The 24957-nt window shown below is 72.1% G+C and carries 21 protein-coding genes, 2 pseudogenes and 1 riboswitch; of the genes and pseudogenes, 11 read left to right on the top strand and 12 right to left on the bottom strand.

The genetic code is table 11. The annotated features are described in order from the left end of the window. The first annotated feature begins 24 nt into the window (after positions 1-24). The 3 genes from ACPPVO_RS06365 (at position 25) to ACPPVO_RS06355 (ending at position 2726) form a co-directional block, all read left to right on the top strand. Entirely contained in the window at positions 25-1398 is a 1374-nt protein-coding gene (locus ACPPVO_RS06365; RefSeq protein ID WP_426510322.1) for an MFS transporter, read from the top strand. A gap of 47 nt (positions 1399-1445) precedes the next feature. Then, a complete protein-coding gene (locus ACPPVO_RS06360) occupies positions 1446-2135 on the top strand; it encodes a DsbA family oxidoreductase (RefSeq protein ID WP_426510321.1) in 690 nt (229 codons plus the stop codon). A 114-nt stretch (positions 2136-2249) separates the two neighbouring features. Next, a complete protein-coding gene (locus ACPPVO_RS06355; RefSeq protein WP_426510320.1) occupies positions 2250-2726 on the top strand; it encodes a GNAT family N-acetyltransferase in 477 nt (158 codons plus the stop codon). Between the two features lie 144 nt (positions 2727-2870). On the opposite strand, the gene ACPPVO_RS06350 is transcribed toward ACPPVO_RS06355, so the two are convergent. Continuing rightward, positions 2871-3395, bottom strand: coding sequence for a hypothetical protein (locus tag ACPPVO_RS06350; RefSeq protein WP_426510319.1), 525 nt, complete (start codon positions 3393-3395; stop codon positions 2871-2873). A gap of 165 nt (positions 3396-3560) precedes the next feature. Between ACPPVO_RS06350 and ACPPVO_RS06345 the strand changes: the two genes are divergently transcribed. Genes ACPPVO_RS06345 through ACPPVO_RS06335 form a run of 3 tightly spaced genes read left to right on the top strand, consistent with a single transcriptional unit; the run spans position 3561 to position 6326 of the window. Next, a complete protein-coding gene (locus ACPPVO_RS06345) occupies positions 3561-4940 on the top strand; it encodes a ferredoxin reductase family protein (protein WP_426510318.1) in 1380 nt (459 codons plus the stop codon). Positions 4941-4956: 16 nt separating this feature from the next. After that, positions 4957-5544 (top strand): FMN-binding protein, encoded by a 588-nt coding sequence (locus tag ACPPVO_RS06340; protein ID WP_426510317.1) that lies wholly within the window; start codon positions 4957-4959, stop codon positions 5542-5544. A gap of 11 nt (positions 5545-5555) precedes the next feature. Beyond that, on the top strand, positions 5556-6326 hold the full coding sequence (locus ACPPVO_RS06335) for an FAD:protein FMN transferase (RefSeq protein WP_426510316.1): 771 nt from the start codon (positions 5556-5558) through the stop codon (positions 6324-6326). A 23-nt stretch (positions 6327-6349) separates the two neighbouring features. On the opposite strand, the gene ACPPVO_RS06330 is transcribed toward ACPPVO_RS06335, so the two are convergent. From ACPPVO_RS06330 to ACPPVO_RS06315, 4 genes and pseudogenes are all read right to left on the bottom strand, one after another. Continuing rightward, positions 6350-6709, bottom strand: a complete 360-nt coding sequence (locus ACPPVO_RS06330) for a DUF1801 domain-containing protein (RefSeq protein WP_360381099.1) — start codon at positions 6707-6709, stop codon at positions 6350-6352. A gap of 67 nt (positions 6710-6776) precedes the next feature. After that, positions 6777-7790 carry a protein kinase gene (locus ACPPVO_RS06325; RefSeq protein WP_426510315.1) on the bottom strand — a complete coding sequence of 338 codons (1014 nt, stop codon included), beginning with the start codon at positions 7788-7790 and terminating at the stop codon, positions 6777-6779. A 70-nt stretch (positions 7791-7860) separates the two neighbouring features. Next, positions 7861-8358: pseudogene (locus ACPPVO_RS06320) on the bottom strand (serine/threonine-protein kinase); the annotation flags it as partial. A 90-nt stretch (positions 8359-8448) separates the two neighbouring features. Next, the gene (locus ACPPVO_RS06315) at positions 8449-8943 is read right to left on the bottom strand and encodes an N-acetyltransferase family protein (RefSeq protein WP_426510314.1); all 495 of its coding nucleotides are present in this window, start codon (positions 8941-8943) and stop codon (positions 8449-8451) included. 12 nt (positions 8944-8955) lie between these two features. On the opposite strand from ACPPVO_RS06315, the gene ACPPVO_RS06310 reads away from it, so the two are divergent. Then, the gene (locus tag ACPPVO_RS06310) at positions 8956-9690 is read left to right on the top strand and encodes a M50 family metallopeptidase (protein WP_426510313.1); all 735 of its coding nucleotides are present in this window, start codon (positions 8956-8958) and stop codon (positions 9688-9690) included. A 124-nt stretch (positions 9691-9814) separates the two neighbouring features. Beyond that, on the top strand, positions 9815-10450 hold the full coding sequence (locus tag ACPPVO_RS06305) for a hypothetical protein (protein ID WP_360381113.1): 636 nt from the start codon (positions 9815-9817) through the stop codon (positions 10448-10450). 126 nt (positions 10451-10576) lie between these two features. Here ACPPVO_RS06305 and ACPPVO_RS06300 read toward each other — a convergent pair. Continuing rightward, positions 10577-12246 (bottom strand): annotated as a pseudogene (locus ACPPVO_RS06300) (putative bifunctional diguanylate cyclase/phosphodiesterase). A 1304-nt stretch (positions 12247-13550) separates the two neighbouring features. On the opposite strand from ACPPVO_RS06300, the gene ACPPVO_RS06295 reads away from it, so the two are divergent. After that, the gene (locus ACPPVO_RS06295) at positions 13551-15743 is read left to right on the top strand and encodes a vWA domain-containing protein (protein WP_426510312.1); all 2193 of its coding nucleotides are present in this window, start codon (positions 13551-13553) and stop codon (positions 15741-15743) included. 80 nt (positions 15744-15823) lie between these two features. Then, a complete protein-coding gene (locus tag ACPPVO_RS06290; RefSeq protein ID WP_426510311.1) occupies positions 15824-16651 on the top strand; it encodes a DUF5753 domain-containing protein in 828 nt (275 codons plus the stop codon). A 37-nt stretch (positions 16652-16688) separates the two neighbouring features. Here the strand turns inward: ACPPVO_RS06290 and ACPPVO_RS06285 are convergent, their stop codons facing one another. From ACPPVO_RS06285 to ACPPVO_RS06260, 6 genes are all read right to left on the bottom strand, one after another. Beyond that, complete coding sequence (locus tag ACPPVO_RS06285; protein ID WP_426510310.1) at positions 16689-18029, bottom strand: ABC transporter substrate-binding protein; 1341 nt, start codon at positions 18027-18029, stop codon at positions 16689-16691. A gap of 12 nt (positions 18030-18041) precedes the next feature. Beyond that, positions 18042-19142, bottom strand: a complete 1101-nt coding sequence (locus ACPPVO_RS06280) for a branched-chain amino acid ABC transporter permease (protein ID WP_426510309.1) — start codon at positions 19140-19142, stop codon at positions 18042-18044. Then, entirely contained in the window at positions 19139-20026 is an 888-nt protein-coding gene (locus ACPPVO_RS06275; protein ID WP_426510308.1) for a branched-chain amino acid ABC transporter permease, read from the bottom strand. Before ACPPVO_RS06275 ends, ACPPVO_RS06280 begins: the two co-directional genes overlap by 4 nt. After that, complete coding sequence (locus ACPPVO_RS06270) at positions 20023-21834, bottom strand: AMP-dependent synthetase/ligase (protein ID WP_426510307.1); 1812 nt, start codon at positions 21832-21834, stop codon at positions 20023-20025. The genes ACPPVO_RS06275 and ACPPVO_RS06270 overlap by 4 nt, the downstream gene beginning before the upstream one ends. Further along, positions 21831-22598 carry an ABC transporter ATP-binding protein gene (locus ACPPVO_RS06265; RefSeq protein ID WP_426510306.1) on the bottom strand — a complete coding sequence of 256 codons (768 nt, stop codon included), beginning with the start codon at positions 22596-22598 and terminating at the stop codon, positions 21831-21833. The genes ACPPVO_RS06270 and ACPPVO_RS06265 overlap by 4 nt, the downstream gene beginning before the upstream one ends. Before the next feature lie 174 nt (positions 22599-22772). Further along, positions 22773-23507 (bottom strand): ABC transporter ATP-binding protein, encoded by a 735-nt coding sequence (locus ACPPVO_RS06260; RefSeq protein WP_426514551.1) that lies wholly within the window; start codon positions 23505-23507, stop codon positions 22773-22775. 301 nt (positions 23508-23808) lie between these two features. Continuing rightward, positions 23809-23970, top strand: a riboswitch (cyclic di-AMP (ydaO/yuaA leader). A 41-nt stretch (positions 23971-24011) separates the two neighbouring features. Between ACPPVO_RS06260 and ACPPVO_RS06255 the strand changes: the two genes are divergently transcribed. Beyond that, positions 24012-24926 (top strand): NlpC/P60 family protein, encoded by a 915-nt coding sequence (locus ACPPVO_RS06255; protein WP_426510305.1) that lies wholly within the window; start codon positions 24012-24014, stop codon positions 24924-24926. The last annotated feature ends 31 nt before the right edge of the window (positions 24927-24957 follow it).

Below are 24957 nucleotides of genomic sequence, written 5' to 3'. Positions count from 1 at the left end.
TCACCGGGCCCGCACGATCGGTTCGTGACTCTGCTGCTCATGGTGCTGACCGTGGTCCTCATCCAGGCCATGGTCGCCGGGATCAACCTCGCGATCCCCTCGCTCGCGGCGGGTGGCCTGCACCCGTCGCACACCGACCTCGTGTGGGTCGTGGACGGGTACGTGCTGGTCTTCGCGGCCCTGCTCATCCCCCTCGGCGCGCTCGGCGACCGCATCGGCCGCAAGCGCGCGGTCGTGTGGGGCCTGGCGCTGTTCACCGCCTCGTGCGTGATCAGCGCGCTGGCCCCGAACGTGCTCACCCTCCAGCTCGGGCGCGCGCTCGGTGGCGCCGCGGCGGCCCTCGCGCAGCCGGCGACGCTCGGCGTGCTGCTGGCCGTCTACCGGGAGCGCCGCGCCCGCGCGGTGACGGTGTGGACCGCCGCGCTGGGCGTCGGCGGCGTCGCGGGCAACCTGATCGCCGGCACGGTGCTGCGCTCGGCCGGGTGGCCGTGGTTCTTCCTGGTCTTCGCGCCCGCCGCGGTGCTCGTGCTGATCCTGACCGCCGCGCTGGTACCGCCGGTGCCGCGCTACCCGGGCCGGACGTCGGCGCTCGACACCGCCCTGCTCGTGGCCGGCCTCTTCGCGCTGCTCTTCGGCATCATCGAGGGCCCGGAGCACGGCTGGGCGTCGTGGCCCGTGCTCACCGCGTTCGCCGCGACCGTCCCGCTGCTGCTCACGTTCGTGGGGCGCGGGCTGCGCGGACGCCGGCCCCTGCTCGACCCGCGCGTGTTCGCGATCCCCTCGGTGCGCGCGGGCGCCCTGGGCGTGGGCGCGTCGTTCCTGGCGCTCTTCGGCCTGTTCTTCGTCAACGCGCAGTTCCTGCAGGAGGTCAAGGGGTACTCCCCGCTGCGCACCGCCTTCGCGGTCCTGCCGCTGGCGGCCGGGATGATGGCGATGACGGCCGTCGCCGCGAAGGCGGGCCCGGGGCGGCGGACGATCGGCACGGGCATGGGGCTGATCGCGCTCGGCCTGGTGCTGCTGTCCTTCGTGAAGGGCGACACGCCCTATCCCTGGTACGCGCTGTGCCTCCTCGTCACCGCGGCGGGCCTGGGCCTGTCCGCGCCGGCCCTGACGACGGGCATACTGCGGGGCCTGCCGCCGGCCCAGGCCGGGCTCGGCTCGGGCCTGAACTCGGCCGCGCGCGAGGTGGGCGCGGCGCTGGGCGTGGCCGTGATCGGCTCGGTGCTGAACTCCCACGCCTCGTTCACGGCGGGCATCTCGGTCGGCTACCGCGTCCTGGCGGGCCTGCTCCTGGTCTTCGGCGCGGTGGCGGTGGCCATGTGGCCGGCCGGGCAACGGGATGCCGGGCGCCCCGCCAGCCCGACACCTCGGACATTTCACGATATGGCCGGGCGCTAGCCGTGCGCTATTGTTGAAGCGTCAACCAGCGGTAAGGGAGCGCGCACATGATCCAGGTCGAGGTCTGGTCCGACATCGTCTGCCCGTGGTGCTACATCGGCAAGCGGCGCCTCGAGCGGGCCCTCGCCGGCCACTCCGGCGAGGTGTCGGTCGAGTGGCGCAGCTTCCAGCTCGACCCGTCGACGCCCACCGGCGACCCGCGCACGGTCGCCGAGTCCCTCGCCGCGCGCAAGGGCCTCTCGGCGAGCCAGGTCAAGGGCATGTTCGGGCACGTGACGGCGATCGCGGCCGAGGAGGGCCTGGCGTACGACTTCGACCGCGCCCGCACCGCCAACACCCTGGACGCGCACCGGCTCCTGCACTTCGCGAAGGCCGGCGGCCGCCAGGGCGAGCTCAAGGAGCGGCTGATGCAGGCGTACTTCACCGAGGGCGCCGACGTCGGCGACCACACGGTGCTGGCGTCCCTCGCGGCGGAGGCCGGCCTCGACGAGGTGGCGGCCAAGCAGGCGCTCGCCGACGGCTCCTACGCCGCCGGCGTCGAGGCCGACATCGCGCAGGCCCGGGCGTACGGCATCAGCGGTGTCCCGTTCTTCGTCTTCAACCAGAGCCTGGGCGTCTCCGGGGCCCAGCCGCTGGAGGTCTTCGAGCAGGCGCTCGCCCAGAGCTCGCTGACCATCCTGCGCGCCCCGGCCGGCGCGGCCTCGGGCGAGTGCACGGACGACTCCTGCGCGATCTGAGCGGGGAATTCTAGGCCCTGCCGGCGCACAGTCAAGCGGTGGATGCAGCGCCGTGAACATGAGTGACTACTTTCCGGCAGGCACACTCCCCGGGTCCGGTTCTAATCTGCATGCATGACCGCTGATGTGCTGCACAGCTACCGCATGCAGGTCGCCCGTGGGGTGCGCAGGCTTTCGCCGGACGACACCGAGCAGGTGGCCGGGCTGCTGGAGAGCGACGGTCATCCGCAGACCGAGACGAACGTCGCCGAGCGGCTGCAGCGCTGGTGCGAGCACCCGGACGGGGCCGCCTTCGTGTGGGACGAGCGGGGGCAGCTCCTGGGCGTCATCGCCGCGCACGTCATCCCGTCGTTCGAGGTCGACGGGGCCTGGCTGCGCATCGTCGCCCTGGCCGTGGCCGAGTCGGCGCGCGGGCGCGGGATCGGCACCAGCCTGGTCGCCGCGGCCGAGACGTTCGGCCTGATGCGCGGGTGCGCCAGCGTGGAGGCGACGAGCCTGCGCACGCGCGAGGGGGCGCACGCCTTCTACCGGGCGCTGGGGTACCAGGACCGCACCGACGCCGCGGGCCGCTTCCAGCGCCGCCTGCCCTGACGCCCGCTCTTTGCGGGCGCCGGGCCCCGCGGCCGCGGGCTTTCCGGCCGACCGCCGCCCCGACGCGACTGTTTCCGGTGGACGCCCGGAGACGGGCCGTCAACCGTCCGATTTGTGAGATTTTGCAGGCCGAGCGAAAGAAGATCAGGCCTTCAGACGGGACCCGACCGCCGTCGCCACCTTCACCAGACCGTCCTCCGCGCCGGCCGGCAGGTCTCCCCCGCCGAGGTTCAGCACGGAGAGCACGACGATGAGGTTGCTGACCCGCATGCTGATCACCTGGGGCGAGCCGATCGCCTGGGTGCGCTGCCGGATCGCCTGGTCGCCGACGCCGTCGAGCCGCTCGGTGTCCCCGCCCGCGACCGCGGTGAGGTAGCGCGACGCGAGCTCCGGGCCGCCCACGGTGCCCCGCTTGGTCACGAGGGTGTACCCGACGTTTACCTGCACCTGCCCGTCCGACGCGGTGCAGTTGTCCCCGTCCGTCTCGACCTTGGCCGCGGCCAGCACGGGCGCGAAGGTCGCCGGGTCGAGCACCGCGCAGCCGGGCACCGCGCCGAAGCGCCCCGCCTCGGCGAAGGCGCCCAGGGAGTACGCCATCCCGAGGCCGGTCGCGGCCACCGCCGCGAGCACCGCCGCCGAGACCAGGACAATTCGCCAGAGCCTGTGCATTGTCGCAGTCTACGGTGGCGAAACTGTCGCACCCGCGTGCGAACATGTCCCCGCAGGCCGCCCTGTGCGCAACCTGAAGTCCCGATTAAGCCCGTGGCCCGGCGGCCGGGGGCCCTGGTATCACACATGACAGTGGAACCGCATGCACAGTACGCAGAGACAACGATGACCGTCCCGAGACAGCGCCCGGCCGGATCTCTCGCCGCCCCGTCGGCGCGGCCCGTCGAGCACAACAACGCCGGACGGTTCCTTCTGCGCATCCTCTTCTGGGGCGGCTTCGCGCTGGCGGTGCTGCCCTGGTGGCTCGCCACGAAGCCCGGCTCGATCGACACGTCGGCCGACGTGTTCCAGGCCGCCGGGCGGGTGACGGGCCTCATCGCGGGCTATCTGCTGCTGATGCAGGTCATCCTCATGAGCCGCCTCGGCTTCCTGGAGCGCTGGATCGGCGCCCGGCACCTGGGGCTGTGGCACCGCGAGCTCGGCGGCTCGGTGCTGGTCACGATCCTGGCGCACGCCGCGCTGATCACGGTCGGCTACGCCTACGCCGACGACGTCGGGTTCACCAGCGAGCTGGGCACGCTGCTGACCGAGTACTCCGACATGGTCACCGCGTTCATCGCCGCCGGCATGCTCGTGTGCATCGGGCTGCTGAGCATCCGCGGGCTGCGCCGGGCCCTGCCCTACGAGCTGTGGTACTTCCTGCACCTGACCGCCTACCTGGCGCTGCTGCTCGGCTTCGCGCACCAGTTCTCCAACGGCCAGGAGCTGTTCCGGCCGGGGCTCGGGCGCACGGCGTGGATCGGGTTCTACGTCGTCACCGTCGCCGCCGTGGTGCTCGGCCGGGTCTTCGGGCCGCTCTGGCTCAACCTGCGGCACCGGCTGCGCGTCGCCGACGTGGTGGCCGAGGGGCCCAACATGGTGTCGATCTACATCACCGGCGCCCGCCTGCACGACCTCGACGCCCAGGCCGGGCAGTTCTTCCGCTGGCGGTTCCTGGGCCGCGGGCTGTGGTGGCAGGCGCACCCGTTCTCGCTCTCGGCCGCGCCCAACGGCCGCTGGCTGCGGCTCACCGTGAAGACCGTCGGCGACCACACGCAGCGGCTGCGCGACATGCGGCCGGGCACCCGGATCTTCGTCGAGGGCCCGTGGGGCGACTTCACCGCGAGCCGCCGCGTCAAGCAGCGCGCGCTGCTGATCGCGGCCGGCAGCGGCATCGGCCCGATCCGCGCCCTGCTGGAGGAGCTCCCGCCCGGCGCCATCGTCATCTACCGCGCGAGCGCCGTGCACGACCTGCACCTGCGCCACGAGCTCGAGCACCTGTCGGAGCTGCGCCACGCCCAGCTGTGGTTCGTGGTCGGCGACCGGCGCGAGCCCGGCCCGCGCCGCCTGTTCACGCCGGGCGGCATGCGCGACCTCGTCCCCGACATCTCCGAGCGCGACGTGTACCTCTGCGGCCCCGACGGCCTGATCCAGCAGTCGCTGCAGGTCCTGCGCCGCCTGCGGGTCCCCCGCCGCCAGGTCCACCTGGATCCGTTCGAGTTCTGAGGAGTTGCAACCGCACATGCGACGCGCCCTGATGGCCCTGATGGGCACCGCCGCGGGCACCGTCCTGCTCGTGGGGGCGAAGGCGGGCTTCAGCAGCCCCTCCAGCGACCCGGCGCTGCAGCCGCAGTCGGCGCAGAGCCCGGTCCCGGGCACGTCCGCGGGCCCGTCGCAGGCGCCGCCCGCGGGCGCGGACCCGACCGGCGCGGGCGCCCCGGGCGCGTCCCCGGCCGCCGGAAAGACGACCCAGCCCGCGGGCACGAAGACGACCGCCCCGGCCGGGAAGCCGGCCACGACGGCCGCGAAGCCGCCGCGCACGACGATGAAGGACGGGACCTTCAACGGGAACCCGATCTACGTCGACTACGGCAACGTCGAGCTCTCCATCGTCGTGGCCGGCGGCAAGATCACCGACGTCAAGGTGCTCGACTCGCCGAGCGAGCACTCCCGCTCGGTCCAGATCAACAACTCGGCCCTGCCCAAGCTGCGCGCCGAGGCCCTGGCCGCGCAGAGCGCCAACATCGACACCGTCTCCGGTGCCACGTACACCAGCAGCGGCTACAAGCTCTCCCTCCAGTCCGCCATCGACCGGGCCTTCCAGGCCTGACCCTCGCCGCGATGACGCACAGCCTCGTGCGGGTCGAGCACGTCATGGGGATGGCCGTGACGCTGAACCTGGACGGCGACGACCGGCCGGTGTACGAGCTGGAGCGCCTCGCCGACGACGTGTTCGCCTGGCTGCGGCGGGTGGACGAGACCTTCAGCACCTACAAGCCGGAGAGCGAGATCAGCCGCCTGGGGCGCGGGGAGGTGCGGCGCGCGGACTGCTCGCCGCTCGTGGGCGAGGTGCTCGACCGGTGCACCGAGCTCTGGAACGCCACCGGCGGCTACTTCGACGTCAACGCGGGCGGCCTGCTCGACCCGTCCGGCTACGTCAAGGGCTGGGCCGTCCAGCGCGCCGGCGACCGGCTCCGCGCGGAGGGCGCGGTCAACCACTGTCTCAACGCCGGCGGGGACATCGTCGTGCGCGGAGCCCCGCGCGGGCGCGAACGCTGGCGGGTCGGGGTGCGCCATCCGTGGGAGCCGATGGCGGTGGCGTGGGTGCTGGAGGTGACGGACACGGCGGTGGCGACGTCCGGCACGTACGAGCGGGGGCTGCACGTGCTCGACCCGTTCACGGGCCGGCCGGCGGGCGAGCTGTGCTCGGTCACCGTGGTCGGGCCGGAGCTGGGCACGGCCGACGCGTATGCGACGGCGGCCCTGGCCATGGGCCGGCCCGGCATCGACTGGCTCGCCACCCTGCCCGGCCACGAGAGCGCGGTGGTGACGCAGGACGGGCAGGCGCTGCGCTCCGACGGCCTGCCGGTCGCCCCGCCGAAGCCCCGCTGAGTCTCCGCGGCGAGCGGACGGGCTCAGGCGACGGCGAGGTCCAGGTATTCGATCAGGTGCTCGTGGTTGGGGGCGCTGTCGTCGGGCTTGAACCGCAGATACCGCAGCCGCTTGCCGGTGCCCTCCAGCAGCCCGTGCGGGTCGGGGAGGTCGGCGCCCCGCTCGAAGCCCACCGATACGGACTCGGCGCCGGGGAAGACGGCCGCGATGTAGCCGCGCGACGGATGGTGGAAGCCCAGGCCGTGCCAGCCGCGGTAGACGCGCTCGGTCAGCTCCGGGCGCGCGGCCAGGATGACCTCGCGCAGGTGCCGGGTCAGCGCCCCGATGTCGGCACAGTGCTCCTCGAGCAGTTCCTCGAACCCCGCAGGGGCATCACCCGTCATGCCCACACCTCACCACAGGGGTACGACAAATTCCGGCCCGATTTCCTGCCTGCCGGGATGGCGGCCGCTACCGGTCGAACTCCAGGCCGCGGACCTCGCCGCCGGGCAGCAGGGCGCGGTTGGTGTACACCCACTTCTCCTCCACCACGTAGCGGTGCCCGCGCGGCAGGCGCACCTCGAACGGGCCGCAGGTGTGGTCGGGCGCGAAGTCGGTGAACATGAGGCCGTTGCAGTCGTGCGGGCCGTCGCCGCGCTCCCCGGAGTCGGCGTCGAGCACCGACATGCTGACGTCGGCCTGCACGCCGGGGATGCTCTCCATGTGCCCGATGACGCGCACCTGGTCGGGGGCGAGGGCGTGGCAGGGCTTGGCGAGGGCCGGGTGGCCGAGGTCCCAGGTGTACTGGTCGTTGCAGATGTACGGGCCGAACACGACCGAGGCCTCGGCCTGCGTGCCCGGCTGGACGGACGCGGCCGGGCTCTTGTCCTCGGCGCGCAGCGCGCCCGGGCTGCGGCTGGCGGGCCCGGACGCGGCCCCGGCCCCGCGCACCGCGCCGGACGGGGGCGCCAGGGGGGCCGGGGTGGCGTGCGCGCCCTCCGCGGTGCCGGTGGCCCGGTCGCCGCGGTGCAGGTACTGCCAGGCGGGGACGGCGAGCAGGGCGAGCACCACCGCCGGCAACGCCATCCGGGAACGTCCCGGGGCCGTGCGCGGCCGTTGCAGCGGCGGCTGGATCGTGGTGAGGCGCTCCTCCACCGACTGCGGCGGGAGCGCGGGCTCGTCGGCGGTGCGGCGGGCCACGGCGCGCAGGGTGGTGGCGAGCTCGCGGGCGGTCGGGCGCCGGCCGGGGCGCTTGTCCATGCACTCGACCACGACCTGCCACACGGCGTCGGGCAGGCCGGGCACCCGCCGCGGGGACTCGTCGGCGTGGCGGCGCAGGATGGCCCACGCGGGGCCGCCGGCGTAGGTGGGGCGGCCCGTGGTGAGCTCGAACAGCACCACGCCGAGGGCGTAGATGTCGGCGGCCGGGGCCGGGCGGCCGCCGTAGACCGCCTCCGGGGCGACATAGTTTGGCGGTACCCACAAGAGCCCCCGGCGTCGTCATGCTGGGGGTGTCCAGGACCCGCGCGATGCCGAAGTCGGTGAGCCGGCAGTGCAGCGCGCCGTCGACCAAGTCGAGCAGGATGTTGTCCGGCTTGAGGTCGCGGTGCACGACGCCGCGGCGGTGCGCGGCCGAGAGCGCCTCGGCGACCTGCGCCAGCAGCGTGGCCGCCTCGGCCGGGGCCAGCGTCCCCCGTTCGTGCAGGTAGTCGCGCAGGCTGCCGCCCTCGACGAGGTCCATGACCAGGCCGAGCGACGTGCCGACGGTGACGAGGTCGCGGACCCGGACGATGTGCGGGTGGCGCAGCATCAGCAGGATCGCGCGCTCCGGCACGAACCGGTTGACCGCCTTGGGCTCGGACATGAGGTCTTCGCGCAGCAGCTTGACCGCGACCTGCTCGTCGCCGACCAGGGCGCGGGCCCGCCACACGGTGCCCGTCCCGCCGCCGCCGATCGGCTCGACCAGTTCGTAGGCGTCACCGATGCGAAAGCCGGTCAGGTCACCGCTGTGCTGACCTTCGGTCTCGTAGCGCGCGTCGGGCGGAGTACGCATCGAGGTATGGGTACAGAATGCAAGATGAAGGTCACAAGTTGTACCAGCAGATACGCCACCCAAGGGGGATCTGTCGGCCGTTGCCCGCCGTCACAGGTAGCGATGCATGATATGGAAGTCGACCAACCCGTGTTTCGTGCTCTGAAAACCGTCGGGGACCGTGCCCACGATGAGGAACCCGAGTGAGCGCCAGAGCCGCACCGCCACGGTGTTCGTCGCGACCACCGCGTTGAACTGCATCGCCGTGTAGCCCAGCGCGCGGGCCCGGTCGAGGCAGTGCTCGCCGAGCGTGCGCCCGAGGCCCCGGCCGCGGGCCCGGGACGACACCATGAAGCTCGCGTTGGCCACGTGGGCGCCGAGCCGGCCCTTGTTCGGCCCGGTCTTGTACATCCCGAGCACCTCGCCGCCCTCGACCGCCACCCACTGCTCCCACGGCGGTGCGAGCAGCCAGTGCGCCCGGGCGTCGGCCTCGGTCGAGTCCGGGTCGTTGTCGTAGCTCTCACCGGCCGCGACCACCTCGTGCCACACGTCCCACACACCCGGCCAGTCGGTGTCCGCAAAGCGCCTGATCTCCACGCTGTTCATTCAACACGCGAGATGGCAGGCTCTGCATTCGTGTTCGACGTGTTGCAGGACGCCCTGGGCCGCCAACCGTCCCCGCCGCGCGAGGTGGTCATCGCGACCGCCGCGGCCGCGCTGCTGGCGGTGCTGCTGCGCCCGCTGTGGAAGGTCATGCGCAACTTCGTGACGATCGCGCACGAGGGCGGGCACGCGCTCGCGGCCGTGCTCAGCGGCCGCCGCCTGTCGGGCATCCGCCTGCACTCCGACACGTCCGGCCTGACCCTGTCCCGCGGCCGCCCCAACGGCCCCGGCATGGTCGTCACCGGCCTGGCCGGCTACGTCACGCCGTCGCTGCTGGGCCTGGCCGCCGCGGCGATCCTGGGCGCCGGGCGGATCACGATCCTGCTGTGGCTGCTGCTGGTCCTGCTGGTGCTCATGCTGATCATGATCCGCAACCTCTACGGCGTGATCTCGGTCGTCGTCGCCGGGGCGATCATCTTCGCCGTGTCCTGGTTCGCCGACCCGAAGATCCAGGGCGCGTTCGCGTACGCGTTCGCCTGGTTCATGCTGCTCGGCGGCGTGCGCGCGGTGTTCGAGCTGCAGCAGTCGCGGTTCCGCCGGCAGGCCCCCAACTCCGACGCCGACCAGATCGCGCGCCTCACCCGCGTCCCGGCGATCATCTTCGTCGGCTTCTTCGTGATCGTCGTGCTCGGCTGCCTGGTGTTCGGCGTGCGGCTCATGCTGGGCCCCGTCGAGAACCTCATCGGCTGATCGTTCTCGATCTCACCGAGCGTCATCGGTCACTGTCCCACCGTCCAATCGGGGTGGGCATCCTTGCGCGGATCCATTAGAATGTATGTACGAAAGACGCTCTTGACCTGGGAGGAGAGCGCCAGTGACCGCGCCCGTAACCACCACCGGTTCCGTCCCCTATGCCACCCTGCTCAGCTTCACCCGCTACGTCGGGCGGACCGGCCCGCGCAAGGCGAGCTTCGTCGGCGGCCTGCGCCGGCAGCGCGAGTCGGGGCACGGCTTCAACCCGCACGGCCAGCTCGTGAAGGCCCTGAAGGCGGACATCCAGTTCCGGACCGGCGGCACCTATCTCAACGCCGTCGTCGACCAGGTCAACACCCGGTGGAAGCCGCTGTACGAGGCGGTGGTCCCCGGTGCCCTGCGCTACCTCGAGTCCATTCCGACGCCGGTCGAGGTGACGCCGACGCGCGACGCGCTCGGCATGATCGGAACGCTCCCGGTGAAGATCAACCCGCACTTCGGCCTGCGCTATCCCGACGGGCGCGGCGAGGCGGTGCGGCTGCACTTCGACGAGGACCCGCCCCAGGACGAGGCGGCGGTGGCGACGATGCACCTGATGGCGCGGCACATGGACCTGGTGCTGCCCAACGCGACGCCGGTGCTGGTGGATCTGCGGCGCGGGGAGGTGCTGCGGCCGGCGGCTGGGGTCAAGGTGGATGAGGTGGAGCGGTGGCTCGCTGGGGAGGCGGCGGCGTTCTCGGCTATGTGGGCGGCTTAAGAACCTTTTCTTTCTCCGGTAACGGGGGGGGGGGGGGGGGGGAAGTTTGCCTCTTCCGTGAGCCCCACGCTGGGGTTTGTTAGGGGTTGCGGTCCGTTTGTAGGAACAAGAGCTTTACTCGCCCCCCTAAGTGCGGAAGCGGGTGCGTTCTGCCATCCCCCCGGTGGGCGCGCCCGCTTCCGCATGGGTCAGCTGGCTGGTGCACAGCTGTGGGATTTCGTTTGGGGGTAGTGGGCGGGAGAAGTGGAAGCCCTGGGCCAGGTGGTAGCCCAGTTCCAGCAGGCGGGCCGCCTGTTCCGGGGTTTCCACGCCCTCCGCCACCGCCTCCAGGCGCAGGGCCTGGGCGATCTCGCTGATCGAGGTGGCGATCGCCTCCTGCTCGACCGTGCCCGTCACGCCGTCCACGAAGGACTTGTCGACCTTCAGGACGTCCACCGGGCAGGTGCGCAGCAAGGCCCAGGGACGAGTGGCCGGTGCCGAAGTCGTCCAGGGCGATCTCACGCCCCGGTCGTGCAGGGCGCGCACGGTGTCCAGGGCTCGGCCGCCGCCGAAGACGGCCGTCTCGGTGATCTCGATGTTCAGGCGGGACGGGTCCAGGCCCGTTTCCTGCAGGATGGACTCGACCGCCGGGACGAACGACGGCTCCAGGAGTTGGCGGGCCGAGGCGTTCACGCTCATCTTCGCGGGGGCCGCGGCGCCCAGGGCGGCCGTCCACTCGGCGGCCTGGTGGCAGGCCTCGCGCAGACCCAGGCGCCGATGGGCACGATGAGGCCGGTGCGCTCGGCGACCGGGATGAACTGGGCCGGGGAGATCGGGCCGCGGGTCGGGTGGCGCCAGCGGACCAGGGCCTCGACGCCGCGCACCTCGCCGGCGGGCAGGCCGACGATCGGCTGGTAGACCACGGTCAGCTCGTCGCGGTCCAGGGCCTGGCTCAGCTCCGCGGCCAGTTGGGCGTGCTCGACGGCGTGGGCGTCGAACTCCGGGCGGTACTCGACCCAGCGGCTCTTGCCGAGCTCCTTCGCGGCGTACATGGCCATGTCGGCGCGGCGCAGGAGGTCGCTGGCGTCGCAGTCGGCGGTGTGCCGGGCCAGGCCGATGCTCGCCTGCACCAGCAGCTCGTAGCCGGCCGCGCGGACCGGGGCGGCCAGGGCGTCGATGAAGGCCTCGGCGATCGCGGCGCCGCGGGTGCGGTCGGTGGCCGGCAGGAGCACCGCGAACTCGTCGCCGCCGAGGCGGGCCACGACGTCGGCCGGGCCGACCGTCGTGCGCAGGCGCTCGGCCACCTCGACCAGCAGGGCGTCGCCGACCGCGTGGCCGAGGCGGTCGTTGATGGCCTTGAAGTCGTCCAGGTCGATCAGGGCGAGCGCGAGGTCGCCGGCGCCGGCCCTCGACTCGTCGACCGCCCCGGCGGTGCGGGCCGCGAACAGGGCGCGGTTGGCCAGGCCGGTCAGGCCGTCGTGGGAGGCCTGGTAGCTGAGCTGGTCCTGGTAGCGCCGCGCCTCGGTGATGTCCCGGGCGTTGGCGACCAGGCCGCGGACGCTCGGGTCGTGCAGCAGGTTCGTGGTGACGACCTCGAACCAGCGCCAGGTGCCGTCCGGGCGGCGCAGGCGCAGCTGGAGCGTCGTCGTGCTGCCGGGGGTGGCCAGGGCCCCGATCGCCCGGCCCAGCTGCTCCACGTCGTCGGTGTGCACCATGGCGCGCAGCGAGATGGCGGCGGCCGAGCGTTCGCCGGTGAAGCGCAGCAGGCTCGGGCTCGCGTACAGGACGTGGAAGTCGTCGTCGCAGATGGCCGGCATGTCCGAGGAGTGCTGGACCAGGGAGCGGAACCGGCGCTCGTGGCGGCGCAGCTCCAGCATGCTCGCGTCGACGCGGGCCAGCAGGGGCGAGTTGTCGTACAGCGAGACCAGCTGGCGGGCCACGACGAGCAGGGTGAGCAGGACCGAGCCGCCGACCAGGATGCGGGTGTCGCGCGGGCCGGCGCCGATGCCGGCCAGGACGAAGGCGTCGGCGGCGATGATCGCCACGTACGGCACCAGGCTGAACGGGCGCGCCGGGCGGCGGGTGACGGCGACGGCCGGCTCGCCGAAGGCGCGGCGCTGGCGGATCGCGGACAGGGCCAGGCCGACACAGCAGACCGGGATGGGGATCTGGCAGTCGTTGAGGTACGGCCGCGACTCCAGCAGCGGCGCCGCCGAGCCGGCCGCGGCGCCGACCAGCAGCGTGCCGCCCAGGATCCACAGGGCGCGGCGGTCGAGTGCGCCGAGGCCGGCCAGGGCGACCTTGGCCAGCGCGAGCAGGCCCGCGAAGAGCATGAGCAGGATGCCGAAGAGCGTCCACGAGGAGCCGGTGACGCTGGTCAGGCTCACCGAGGCGCGGACCGCGAAGAACCAGGACACGAGCGCCGCGGCGGCGAGCACGACGGCCATGTCGAGGCCGAAGGTGAGCAGGTCGCGGCGGCTGCGCCGGCCCATCGGCAGGCGCAGCAGGGCCCAGACGAGCACGACGATCGCCCCGAGGTACAGCGCCATCGTCAGCGAGCTGGAGTGCTGCGTGGGCGCGCCGGGGCCGAGCAGGGAGTCGTAGGCGCTGCTCGCGACGGCGGCCAGGAGCATGCCGAGGATCGCCGCGAGGGGGCGCCAGAAGCGGCCGGTGCGGCGGTCGGGCGCGGCCCGGCCGGTCCGGGCGCAGACGACGGCGGCGAGGACCGCGCAGGCCGGGATCGGCAGCCACCCGAGGGCGGGGTGCAGCAGCGGCCTGGGCCACTGGGCCGCCAGCCAGGCGACGCCGAAGGCGGCGAGCCCCGCCGTCCAGCGCAGCAGCCGCAGGTCCAGCGCCATGGTTGTCGATCCCTCCCCGGTGGATGTCACCAGACAAGAGATCGGCGGGATTCGTCCGAACCTGAGCGCCCGGGTTGAGGCCTTCGCCACGATTTCGGGGTTATGCGATAGAGAATCCGGTCTCCAGATACCGCAAGTCGAACTCATGATCAGTACGTAGTCGGGTGGTCACATATCGACGCTTGCCGGTGCTAGGTTGGCCGCATCGCGCTTCCTCACCCTCGCGCACCGTAGCGGGCTCGCAGAAGAGAGAAAGGGATGCCATGACGGAGGGCCGGCATCACAGGCGTCGTGACGACGACGACCTCACGGCCGACGGGATCTATGTCCCGCCCCCGCGCGAGATGCCCCGCCCCCGCTCCGAGCCGCCCGCCGCCGCCCCCTCCCCGTGGGCCCCCGCGGCGCCGGGCGAGCCGGCCGCGCCACCCCCTGCGCCAAGGCCGGCGCCGCCGCCGGAGCGACCCCAACGGCAACCCGAGCAGGCCCCGAGCGATGCACGATCGTCGGCGTGGACCGAGCGCCCCTCCCCCTGGGCGCCGGCCGACGGCGACGAGTACTCCGACGACCACCCCGCGGAGTACGAGGAGGAAGAGCCGTATGCGCCGGTGGAGGACCTCCCCCCGCCTCCACCGGCGCATACGGCCGCGAAGGCGCCCCGGCGCGAGGACTGGCTGCCGCCGCTCTATCCGCAGGAGTGGCCCCCGGCCCCCACCCAGCACGACTGGAAGCCGGCGCCGCCCCCGCCGCCGCCCGCGCCCCCGGCGCCGAAGCCTGAGCACCGGTCCGGCACCCGGTGGTGGGTCGCGGTCGGGGTGGTGATCGTCGCGCTCGCCGTGGCCGCCGGGGTCGCCGTCGGGCTCAACCTCGCCTCGCGCAGCGGCACCGGGCACCCGGAGGGCGCGGCCGGGGCGGCCGGCACGACCTGCGGGGGCCGCGAGGTGCTGCGCGCCACCGTCACCCCCGAGCTCGCCCCGGTCGTGGAGCGGGCCGCCGCGGACATCGGCGTCAACCAGCCGGGCGGCTGCCAGCTCGTCGCCGTCACCGCCACCGACACCTACGCGGGTGGCGAGGCCTGGATCCCGGCCACGGCCGGCTGGGCCAAGCTCGCGAAGTTCGACTACGCGGCCGACCCGGTCTCACTGGCCCGCACGCCCGTCGTCATCGCCTCGACGCGGGCCTACGCCGAGTCGCTCGGCTGGCCCGGCAAGCAGCCGACGTGGGCCGGGCTGGGCGCCGCGCTCAACAACGGCCAGGGCCCGAAGCTCAGCATCGGCAGCCCGCTGCACGACACCGCGGGGCTGCTCGCCGCCATGGAGATCCAGAGCGCGATGGCCCGCACCACGACCGACCCCGGCATCGCCCAGATGCGGGCGCTGTCGGTGCGGGCCCGGCTGGCCGACGCCGAGGCCGAGCCCGCCAAGCTGCTGGAGAAGCTGGCCCAGCAGACCGACGCGGCCAAGGCGCTGCGCGACGTGGGGCTGTTCACGCTCACCGAGCAGGACTTCTGGAAGTACCAGCAGAGCCGCCACCCGGTCGCCATGGCCGCGCTGTACCCGGCCGACGCCATCGCCGAGGCCGACTTCCCGCTGCTGCTGACCCCGAAGGCGGCGGGCGACGGCGAGCTCACCGCGCTCGCGGGCCGCCTCGCCGAACGGATGCACGCCAAGGACTTCGCGGAGCAGCTCACCAGCCGCGGGCTGCGGCCGGTCGGCGACGCGGCGCCGAGCGGCGACGGGCTCACGGCGCAGTACCAGGCGCCGATCGGCCTGCCGGACAACGTGGCCGAGTGGGCCGCCACCTGGGCCCAGTACCGGAGGCTGGCGTACCACACGCTGCTGCTGGTGGACGCGTCCGCCTCGATGAACGACGAGGTGCACGACCGGGCCGGCAACGTGACCACCAAGGCGGGGCTGCTGCGCTCGGCCGGGGTACAGGCGGCCCAGCTCTTCGGCGACGAGACGAGTCTCGGCGTGTGGATGTTCGCCTCGCCCACCGCCGAGGCGCCGCCGTTCACCGTGGTGCTGCCGTTCGGCCCGATCGGCGAGAGGGTCGGCGACGTGCCCCGGCGCGAGGCGATGCGCAAGGTGGCGGAGCAGTACACGGCGCTGCCGAAGGCCGGGACGCCGCTGTTCGAGACGGTCCTGCGCGGCGTGGGCGACCTGAAGGACCGGTCCGCCTCCGACGCGGCGAGCCTCGTCGTGGTGCTCACCGACGGGCGCGACCAGGACTCGCGCTTCGCCATGCCCACCGACCAGTTCCTGGCCCGGCTGACCGGGCTGCGCGACCCCGGGCGGCCGGTGCAGGTGTTCGCGATCGGCTACGGCGGCGACGCCGACATGACCGTGCTGCGCCAGATGGCGCAGCTCACCGGGGGCCAGGCGGTCGCCTCCAACGACCCCGGCGACCTGGCGAGCGCCATGGCCAAAATCTTTCTCGCAGCCCACGCGCCCAGATAGGTGCATCTGCCGCAATCCGGGTAGACAGGCGGAGCCCTCGACCGGGGCGATGCCATCTGTTTGCGATTGGGGTGATGGCCATGAGCGGGCCTATCGTGGGCAAGCGGCGCCTCCGTGCCGAGCTGAGACGGCTGCGGCGCGAGCGCGAGCTGACCCAGGACCTGGTGGCCGCCGAGATGGAGTGGTCGCTGTCCAAGCTCATCCGCATCGAGAACGGTACGGTCGCCATCTCCGTGAGCGACCTGCGCAGCCTGCTGGCCTACTACCGGGTCCACGACCCGAAGACGGTCGACGAGCTGCTGGAGCTGGCCCGGGCGGCCAAGCGGCGGATGTGGTGGGACGAGTACCGCCCGACGTTGTCCGCGCAGCTGGTCACCTACGTGGGCTTCGAGGCCGAGGCGGCCCGGGTCGGCGAGTGGGCACCGATCATGTTCCCGACGCTGTTGCAGACGCGGCGGTACGCGCACGCGACCACCGACGCGGAGTCCCCGGCCGCCGAGCGGCGGGTCGAGTTCCACCTGCGGCGCCAGGAGGAGCTCTTCGCCCGCCCGGAGCCGCCCCGCATCCAGCTCCTGCTGGACGAGTCGGTGCTGCGCCGCGGGCCGGTTCCCGGCGATGAGGCGCTGCTGGTCGACCAGCTCGAGCACACGGTCGAGGTGGCCCAGCGCCCGTATGCCGATATCCGGGTGGTGCCGCTCGACGCCGGCTACCACCCGGGCTGGGACGGCGACTTCACGCTGCTGGAGTTCGGGGCCGACGACGGCGTGCTCTACCGCCAGCACCTGCTCTGGGAGGAGCCGGAGCTCATCACGGCGTACCGCACCGTCTTCGAACGCCTCGTCCAGCGCGCCCTGACGCAGGAGGCCTCGATCGAGCTCATGCGCCAGGTCGCCTCGGATCTCAAGTGACTCGCGGGGCCCCTGCACGGCAGGGGCCCCGCACCGCTCACAGCTTCTCGTAGCAGGGCTTGTCGAGCTTGTAGTCCTTCGCCGTCGGGCCGACGAAGAAGTCCTTGACCATCGGTACGTTCGTGGTGCCGTTGCCGGCGGCAGGGTTGGAGATGATCGACTGGCGGACCTGCCCCTCGACCCCGCCGGCGTAGTTGCCGGCCCCGTCGGGCAGCATGCCCTCGTAGTCGACCTTGGTCAGGGACTTCGCGGCCTTGACCAGGCCGGCCCGGGTCAGGTCGCCGTCGGCCTGGGCCTTCTTCAGCGCGGCGAGCAGCGGGTAGGACCAGACCCAGCCCGAGGTGTACCCGTCGTTCGGCGTGACCGACGAGCCCAGCGCGTCGCGCATCGCCTTGTGCCCGGGCGAGTCGGTGGAGAACGTCTTCCACGGCCCGCTCTGCAGATAGAGGGCCTTGAGCGCCGGGGCGGCCGGGCTCTGCAGCAGGCCCGGGTTCCACGACGGGCTGGTGCCGATGAACTTGCCGGTGTACCCGCGCTGGGCGGCGCCGCCGACGACGGCCGCGGTGTCGGCCGGGCCGGTGGTGATGATGACCAGGTCGGGCTTCTGGGTGACGATCGAGTTGATGGCGCCGGCCTGCTTGTCGGTGCCGGTGTCGGTCTTGACGTCGATGAACGTCATCCCGTTCTTCTCCGCGGCGATCTTGGCGCCGGCGGCGGCGTCGTCGCCGTAGTCGCCCGCCAGGTGTACCGCCATCACGGTCTTGGGCTTGAAGGCGTCCTTGGCGTAGTCGACGGCGTTCATCGACTCGAAGCAGTAGTTGGCGCCGGACTCGAGGATGTTGTCCTCGAACGCGTACGCCGACGTCCACGCGGCCGGAGCGGCCAGGATGTTGTTCTGCTTCATGTCGGGCAGGATCGCGGCCGTGGTCGGCGAGCCCAGCGACTGCGCGAGGGCGAGGATCTTGCCCTTGATCTCCTGGTACACCTCGTTGTGGGTCTGCGGGTTGTACTTGTTGTCGCGCACGTAGGTCTCGGCGTCGATGTCGTACCCGCCGATGCCGCCCTGGGTGTTGACGCGCTTCCAGAACGCCTTCTGCGACTCGGTGATCGGCACCGCGAGCGCGTGGAACGGCCCGACGGTCAGGTCGGAGATGATGCCGAGGTAGATGCAGCCGCGGTCCTTGTGCTCGGACTTGGGGCAGGGCTCCTTGGTGATGCCGACGTCGGTCTTGGTGCCGCCGGCGTTCTGGGTGGTGTTCTTGTCCTCGCCTCGGCAGGCCGAGAGCCCGGCCGCGGCGAGGACCGCGGCCAGGGTGAGGGCGATCGACCGTTTCAAGGGCACCGCCACAGGCGACGGCTGAGCACCGTTGGACTTCATGTGCAGGCTCCTTTAGTACGAGAAGGGCCAGGCTTTCCAGTAGTTGCGAAGCCGTATCCAGATGCCGAACAGCCCCCGTGGCTCGAAGATGAGGAACACGATGATCAGCACTCCGTAGAGCACGGTCTCGAGCTGGTAGGCATTGGGCGACTCCGCCGGGGACGAGCTGATGAACGGCAGGAGCGACGGGAGCTCCCGGGTCAGCCGCGGCAGCAGCGTGATGAGGAAGGCGCCCAGGACCGCGCCGCTGACGGTCCCGGCGCCGCCGATGAGAATCATGGCGATGAACTGCACCGACAGCAGCAGGTCGAAGGAGGTCGGGTCGAAGTAGCCGGCCCCGACGTAGAGCAGCGCACCGGCGCAGCCGGCGTAGAACGACGAGACCCCGAAGGCGACCGTCTTGTAGCGAGCCAGGTTCACCCCGATCACCCCGGCCGCGATGTCGCGGTCGCGGATGGCGGTGAGGGCCCGGCCCACCCGCGAACGCGCCAGGTTGCGGGCGGCCAGCGCGCCGAGCAGCAGCAGGACCAGCATCAGCAGGTACAACTTCTGGTCCCTGGTCAGGAAGGCGTCCGACGTGTTGAGGTCGTAGCCCAGCAGCGACGGCGCCGGCGGCTGGCGGCCCACGCCGGGCCCGCCGGTCAGCTCGGACCAGCCGTTGATGACGTGCCCGCCAATGAAGACCAGCCCGAGGGTGACCACGGCGAGGTAGAGCCCGCGCAGCCGGGTGGCCAGCGGCGCGACGAGCATCCCGGCCAGCGCCGCGACCAGGCCGGCCGCGGGCAGCCACACCAGGATCTCGGTGACGCCGAGACCGATGGTGCGCGCCTCGGGGTCGCCGGCGATGGCGGCCGCCGTGTAGGCCCCGATGGCCAGGAAGAACGCGTGGCCGAGCGACACCTGGCCGGCGAGGCCGGTGACGATGTTGAGGCCGAGCGCGCCGAGCGCCGTCACGCAGGCGAGGGCGAGCAGCTGCAGCATGTCGTCCTGGACCAGGAACGGCAGGGCCAGCACGAGCAGCAGGCCCACGACGACGAAGGTGCGCTGCACGGAGCTGCCGAACAGGGCGAAGTCCTGGGCGTAGGCGGTGTGCAGCAGGGGACGCTTTCTCATACGCGCGTGACCTCCCGGGTGCCGAACAGCCCGTACGGGCGGACCAGCAGGACGAGCAGCATGACGACGTAGGGCGTTACGACCGAGAAGTTGCCGCCGAGCCACGGCAGGTTGCCCTGGTAGGTCGCGGTGACCTCCTGCACCACCCCGACCACCACCCCGCCGATGACCGCGCCGGGCAGCGAGTCGAGCCCGCCGAGGATGATCACCGGCAGCGCGGTCAGCGCGACCAGCCACAGCGACTCGCTGACGCTGCCGCCGACCGCGGCGAAGGTGCCGGCCACGGCCGCGAGGGCCCCGGCCAGCGCCCACGACATCGCGAAGACCGACCCGACGCTGACCCCCTGGGCGAGCGCGGCCTCCTGGTCGTAGGCGGCGGCCCGCATCGCCAGACCGGTTCGGGTGTACCGGAAGAAGGCGAACAGCCCCGCGATGAGCACGGCGGTCGTGAGCACCATCGCCACGTGCCGCTGCTCGACGACGATCCCGCCCGGCAGCTTGAACACCTTCAGCCCCCACGGGTCGCCGACGTGGCGCACGTCGAGGCCGATGAAGGCGTTGTCGGCGACCCGCACGGCGATGTCGATGCCGAGCGTGATGATGGCGACGGTGAACACCGGCCGGCCGATCATCGGGCGCACCGCGAGCCGCTCGACCCCGAGGGCGAGGCCGCCGGTGAGCGCGGCCGCGGCGAGCAGGGCGAGGAAGAAGCCGAGCGGGCCGACGAGGTACGTCACCAGCACCGCCCCGGCCAGCATGAACGACGGCTGGGCGAAGGAGATCACCCGCGTCGCCTTGTAGATGATCACGAAGCCGAGGCCCAGCAGCGCGTACACGCTGCCGGTGCCGACGCCCCGCAGCACGCTCTCGAGCAGATCCTTCACGCGGGACTCCGGTACATCTCGTCGCTCCGGTACATCTCGTCGACCTCGGCGCGGAAGGCCTCGGCGACCGCGGCGCGGCGCACCTTCTGCGTCGCGGTCAGTTCTCCGGTCTCGTGGTCGAGCTCCTTGGGCAGCATCCGGAACTGCTTGAGCTGCTCCACCGGCGCGCGGCCGGCGTTGACCCCGTCGACGATGCCGCGCACGAGGGCCAGCACCTCCGCCTTGGCGGACAGGTCTCGGTAGGTGGTGTAGGCCAGGCCCTGCCGCTGGGCCCACTCGCCGACGGTCTCGAGCTCGATGCCGACGAGGGCGGTGAGGTACGCGCGCCGGTCGCCGACGACGACCGCCTCCTTGATGTACGGGGAGGCCTTGAGCGCGTTCTCGATCTCGCTGGGGGCGACGTTCTTGCCGCCCGCGGTGATGATGATGTCCTTGGCCCGGTCGGTCACGCTCAGGTACGTGCCGTCGAGCACGCCGATGTCGCCGGTGCGCAGCCAGCCGTCCGGGGTCAGGGCGGCGGCGGTGGCGGGCGCGTCCGCGAAGTACCCCGCGAAGGTGCCCGCGTGCCGGGTCTGGATCTCGCCGTCGTCGGCGATGCGCACCTCGACGCCGCGCTGGGGCTCGCCGACGGTGCCGAGGCGGATGCGGCCCGGCCGGTTCGCGGTGGCGATGGCGGCGTTCTCCGTCATGCCGTACACCTCGTGCATCGGCACCCCGATGCCCATGAAGAACCGCAGCACCTCGGGCGCGACCGGGGCGGCGCCGCTGGCCGCGTACCGAATCTGCCGCAGCCCTATCCGCTCCCGCAGCGCGCGGTAGCAGCACAGCCAGCCCAGCGCGTAGCGCAGCCGGCTGCCGGCGGTGTGCCGCCCGCCGTTGGCCGCGAGGGTGGCCCCGATGCCGTCGGCGACCCGCAGCCACAGCCGGGCGTTGGCGCGCTTGAGCCGCGACGCGCCGGCGATGCGCGTGGTGACGCCGGCCAGCATCTTCTCCCAGATGCGCGGGACGCCGAAGAGGATCGTCGGCTGTACCTCACGCAGGTCCGCCTGCACCGTCGCGATCGACTCGCCGAAGTGCACGACCACGCCCGTGGCCGCGCCCAGCCACACGGTGAAGACGCGCTCGGCGACGTGACACAGCGGCAGGTACGACAGCAGCAGGTCGCGCGGGCCGGGCGGCGGGTCGGTGAGGCCGCCGTCGCCCCGCAGCACGTCGACCGCGAAGTCCACATTGGACACGGTGAGCATCGCGCCCTTGGGCCGCCCGGTCGTGCCCGAGGTGTAGACGAGCGTCGCCAGGTCGCCGGGCTCGGCCGCGAGCTCCAGGGGCGGGGCCGGCCCGTCGGCCAGCATGTCGTCCCACGACAGCAGGCGGTCGTTCTGGTACCGGTTGCGGATGCCCTTCGGGTCGAGGTACACGATCCGCTGCAGCTGCGGGCACTCCCCCAGCACCGCCAGGGCCTTGTCCACCTGCTCCTGGTCCTCGGCGATGAGCACCTTCGCGTCGCTGTGGGCCAGCAGGTAGCCGACGTCGCCGGCCGGGCTGGTCGGGTAGAGCCCGACGGTCGCGGCCCGCAACGCCACCGTGGCCACGTCGGCGTAGAGCCACTCGGGCCGGTTCTCGGCCAGGATCGCGACGCGGTCGCCAGGGCCGACGCCGAGCCCGCGCAGCGCGTGCGCGACCGACTGCGCCGAATCCCAGTACTCCCGCCAGGTGATCTCGCGCCAGATCCCGCGGTGCTTCTCCCGCAGCGCGACCGCGTCCGGGGTCCGGCCGGCCCGGTCGCGCACGAGGGTGGCGATTGTCATTTCGTCTCCCCCAGGTACGCCCGGATCACGTCCGGGTTCTGCTGGACCTCTTTCGGGGTGCCGCACGCGACCGGCACGCCGAAGTCGACCACCAGCACCCGGTCGGCGAGGTCCATGACCAGGCCCATGTCGTGCTCGACGAGGATCATCGGGATGCCCAGCTCGTCGCGGATGTCGAGGATGTACCGGGCCATGTCCTCGGTCTCCTCGAGGTTCATCCCGGCGACCGGCTCGTCCAGCAGCAGCAGCCGCGGCTCCATGGCCAGGGCCCGGCCGAGCTCCACCCGCTTCTGTACGCCGTAGGGCAGCAGCCCGACCGGCATCCGGCGCCACTGGGCGAGCTCGAGGAAGTCGACGATCTCCTCGACCCGGGCCCGGTTGGCCAGCTCCTCGCGGCGGGCCCGGCCGACCCAGGCGATGGCGGCCAGGGTGCCGTAGCGCATGTGGTGGTGCCGGCCGAGCATCAGGTTCTCCACGACCGTGAGCTGGCGGAACAGCTCGACGTTCTGGAAGGTGCGGGCGACGCCGAGCCGGGCCACCTTGTCCGGGCGCGCGCCGGTGATGTCGGTGTCGCCGAGCAGGACCCGGCCCTCCTGCGGGCGGTACACCCCGGAGATCACGTTGAAGATGGACGTCTTCCCGGCGCCGTTGGGGCCGATCACGGCGAAGAGCTCGTCGGCGCCGACGGTGAAGTCGACCCCGTTGATGGCCTTGACCCCGGCGAAGCTCAGCCGCACATCACGGAACGTCAGCACATCGCTCATGCCGTCACCTCCGCTTCGCTCCGGTAACGGCATGACGAGAGCTGAGCTTCATGATGAGCGGCCCCTCCGCTGCGCTCCGGACCGCTCATGCCGTCACCTCCGCTTCGCTCCGGTAACGGCAGGACGAGAGCTGAGCTTCATGATGAGCGGCCCCTCCGCTGCGCTCCGGACCGCTCATGACAACCACCGCTTGCGGCGCTTGTAGTGCTTGACGTCGCGGAACGAGTGGGCCGCGTGCGAGCCGAGGTAGAACTCGCGGATGTCGTCGTCGGCGAGCAGCTCCGCGGCCGGCTTGTCCAGCACGACCTTGCCGTTCTCCAGCACGTAGCCGTGCTCGGCCACGGACAGCGCCATTGTCGCGTTCTGCTCGACCAGCAGCACGGCGGTGCCGGCCCGGTTGATCTCCACGATCAGGTCGCGCACCTGCTCGACCAGGCGCGGGGCCAGGCCCAGGCTCGGCTCGTCCAGCAGCAGGTAGACCGGGTCGGACATGAGCGCCCGGCCCATCGCGAGCATCTGCTGCTCGCCGCCGGAGAGGTAGCCGGCGACGGCGCCGCGCCGCTCCTTGAGCACGGGGAAGAGCGTGTACATGCGCTCCATCGCCTCGGCCACGCCGCGGCGGCGGGTGTGGGCCCCCAGCCGCAGGTTCTCCTCGACGGTGAGCTCGGCGAAGGTGCGCCGGCCCTCCATGACCTGGCTGATCCCGCGCCGGACGATGGCGGCCGGGCGCAGGCGGTGGATGGGCCTGTCGCCGAGGGTGACGCTGCCGCGGGTGACGGCCCCGTCGTGCACGCCGAGCAGGCCGGACAGCGCCCGCAGCAGCGTGGTCTTGCCGGCGCCGTTCGCGCCGAGGAGGGCGACGATCCGGCCCTCCGGGACGTCGAGGCTCACGCCCCGTAACACCAGCATCACGTCGTCGTAGACGACCTCGAGGTTCTGGACCCGTAGCACGTTGCGGACCCCCGAACTATTTGCACCGGCGGTGTAAGAAGTTACGTGTATTTAACCCGCTCCAGAGGAGGAATCAAGTCCCGAATTCGTAACCGTCCGGCACCAAAGTCACGGTGTGGTACCGCCGATGAACCGGTAGTAATCCGGACTTTTAGGTTATTAGATATCGAGGGGGGCGCACGCCTTCCGCCCGAGGGGTGATCACGTTAAGTTAGGCCCTGGCCTGCTCGGCAGTCCGCCGTCCACCCCGGATGGCGCCGGGCAAGCGCCGCCGAATCGAACCCGCGCGCACCCGCCCTCGGGCGCGCGCGTCGAACCGGGGACCCACGCAATTCGGGGTGAATCCGCGACGCTGCGGTAGGGCGCTTCTCTTCCCGCCCGAACCCGTCAGCTAACCCGGTAGGCGGTTGGTGCAGAAGGGTCTACCCTCCCTTGTCCACTGGACATCGTGCCTGCCGGTCGGTGCTGCGGACCCTGCTGATCGGGTTCCTGTCACTCGCCGTGCTCGCACCCGCCACGGTCGCGCACGCCGACCCGTCGCTGGCCGAGATCGAGGCCCAGCTCGACAAGCAGAACAAGGACCTCGAGGCCACGATCGAGTCGTGGAACAAGCTCAACATCGACATCGCCGACTCGCAGGCGAAGGCCGCCGACCTCGAGAAGCACGTGACCGCGGCCAACGACGGCGTCCAGGCGATCGCGATCGAGGCGTTCAAGAGCAACGGCAAGCTGCGCAACCTCAACGCCATACTGAACGCGACGTCGTCGGGCTCACTGATCGACCAGATGTCGATGCTGCAGCAGATCACGCATCAGCAGCAGAAGAGCATCGAGGAGTACCGGGCGGCCAAGGCCACCCTGGACCAGACGATCGCGACCCAGAACACGCAGAAGGCCGACTTCGAGAACCAGCGCAAGCAGATCGAGGGCGACGTCAAGAAGCTCGAGGATCTGCAGAAGAAGGCCAAGAACGCCGGCAGCACCAAGGTCACCGGGGCGAACTACAACCCGGGCACCCTGCCGGCCGTCTCCGGCAACGCCGGCGCCGCGGTGAACTACGCCAAGAGCAAGCTCGGCAAGCCGTACGTGTACGGCGCCGCCGGTCCGAACTCGTTCGACTGCTCCGGCCTGACGATGGCCGCATGGGCGGCCGCGGGTGTGAGCCTGCCGCACAACGCCGCCAGCCAGTGGAGCAAGGTGGCCCACATCCCGCGCAGCGCGCTGGCCCCGGGCGACCTCGTCTTCTACAACGGCCTCGGCCACGTCGGCATCTACGTCGGCAACGACACGATCATCCACGCGCCGCACACCGGTGACGTCGTGCGGTATGCATCGGTCAGCGTCGACAGCATCTACGGGTACGGCCGCGTCAAGTAACGCCGCGTCGCGAAGGGCCGCTCTTTTCGAA

This window comes from Dactylosporangium sp. McL0621, from assembly GCF_049995355.1.
GTDB lineage: Bacteria > Actinomycetota > Actinomycetes > Mycobacteriales > Micromonosporaceae > Dactylosporangium.
Note: the sequence above shows the minus strand (reverse complement) of the source record. Positions and strands in the feature narration are given on the sequence as shown.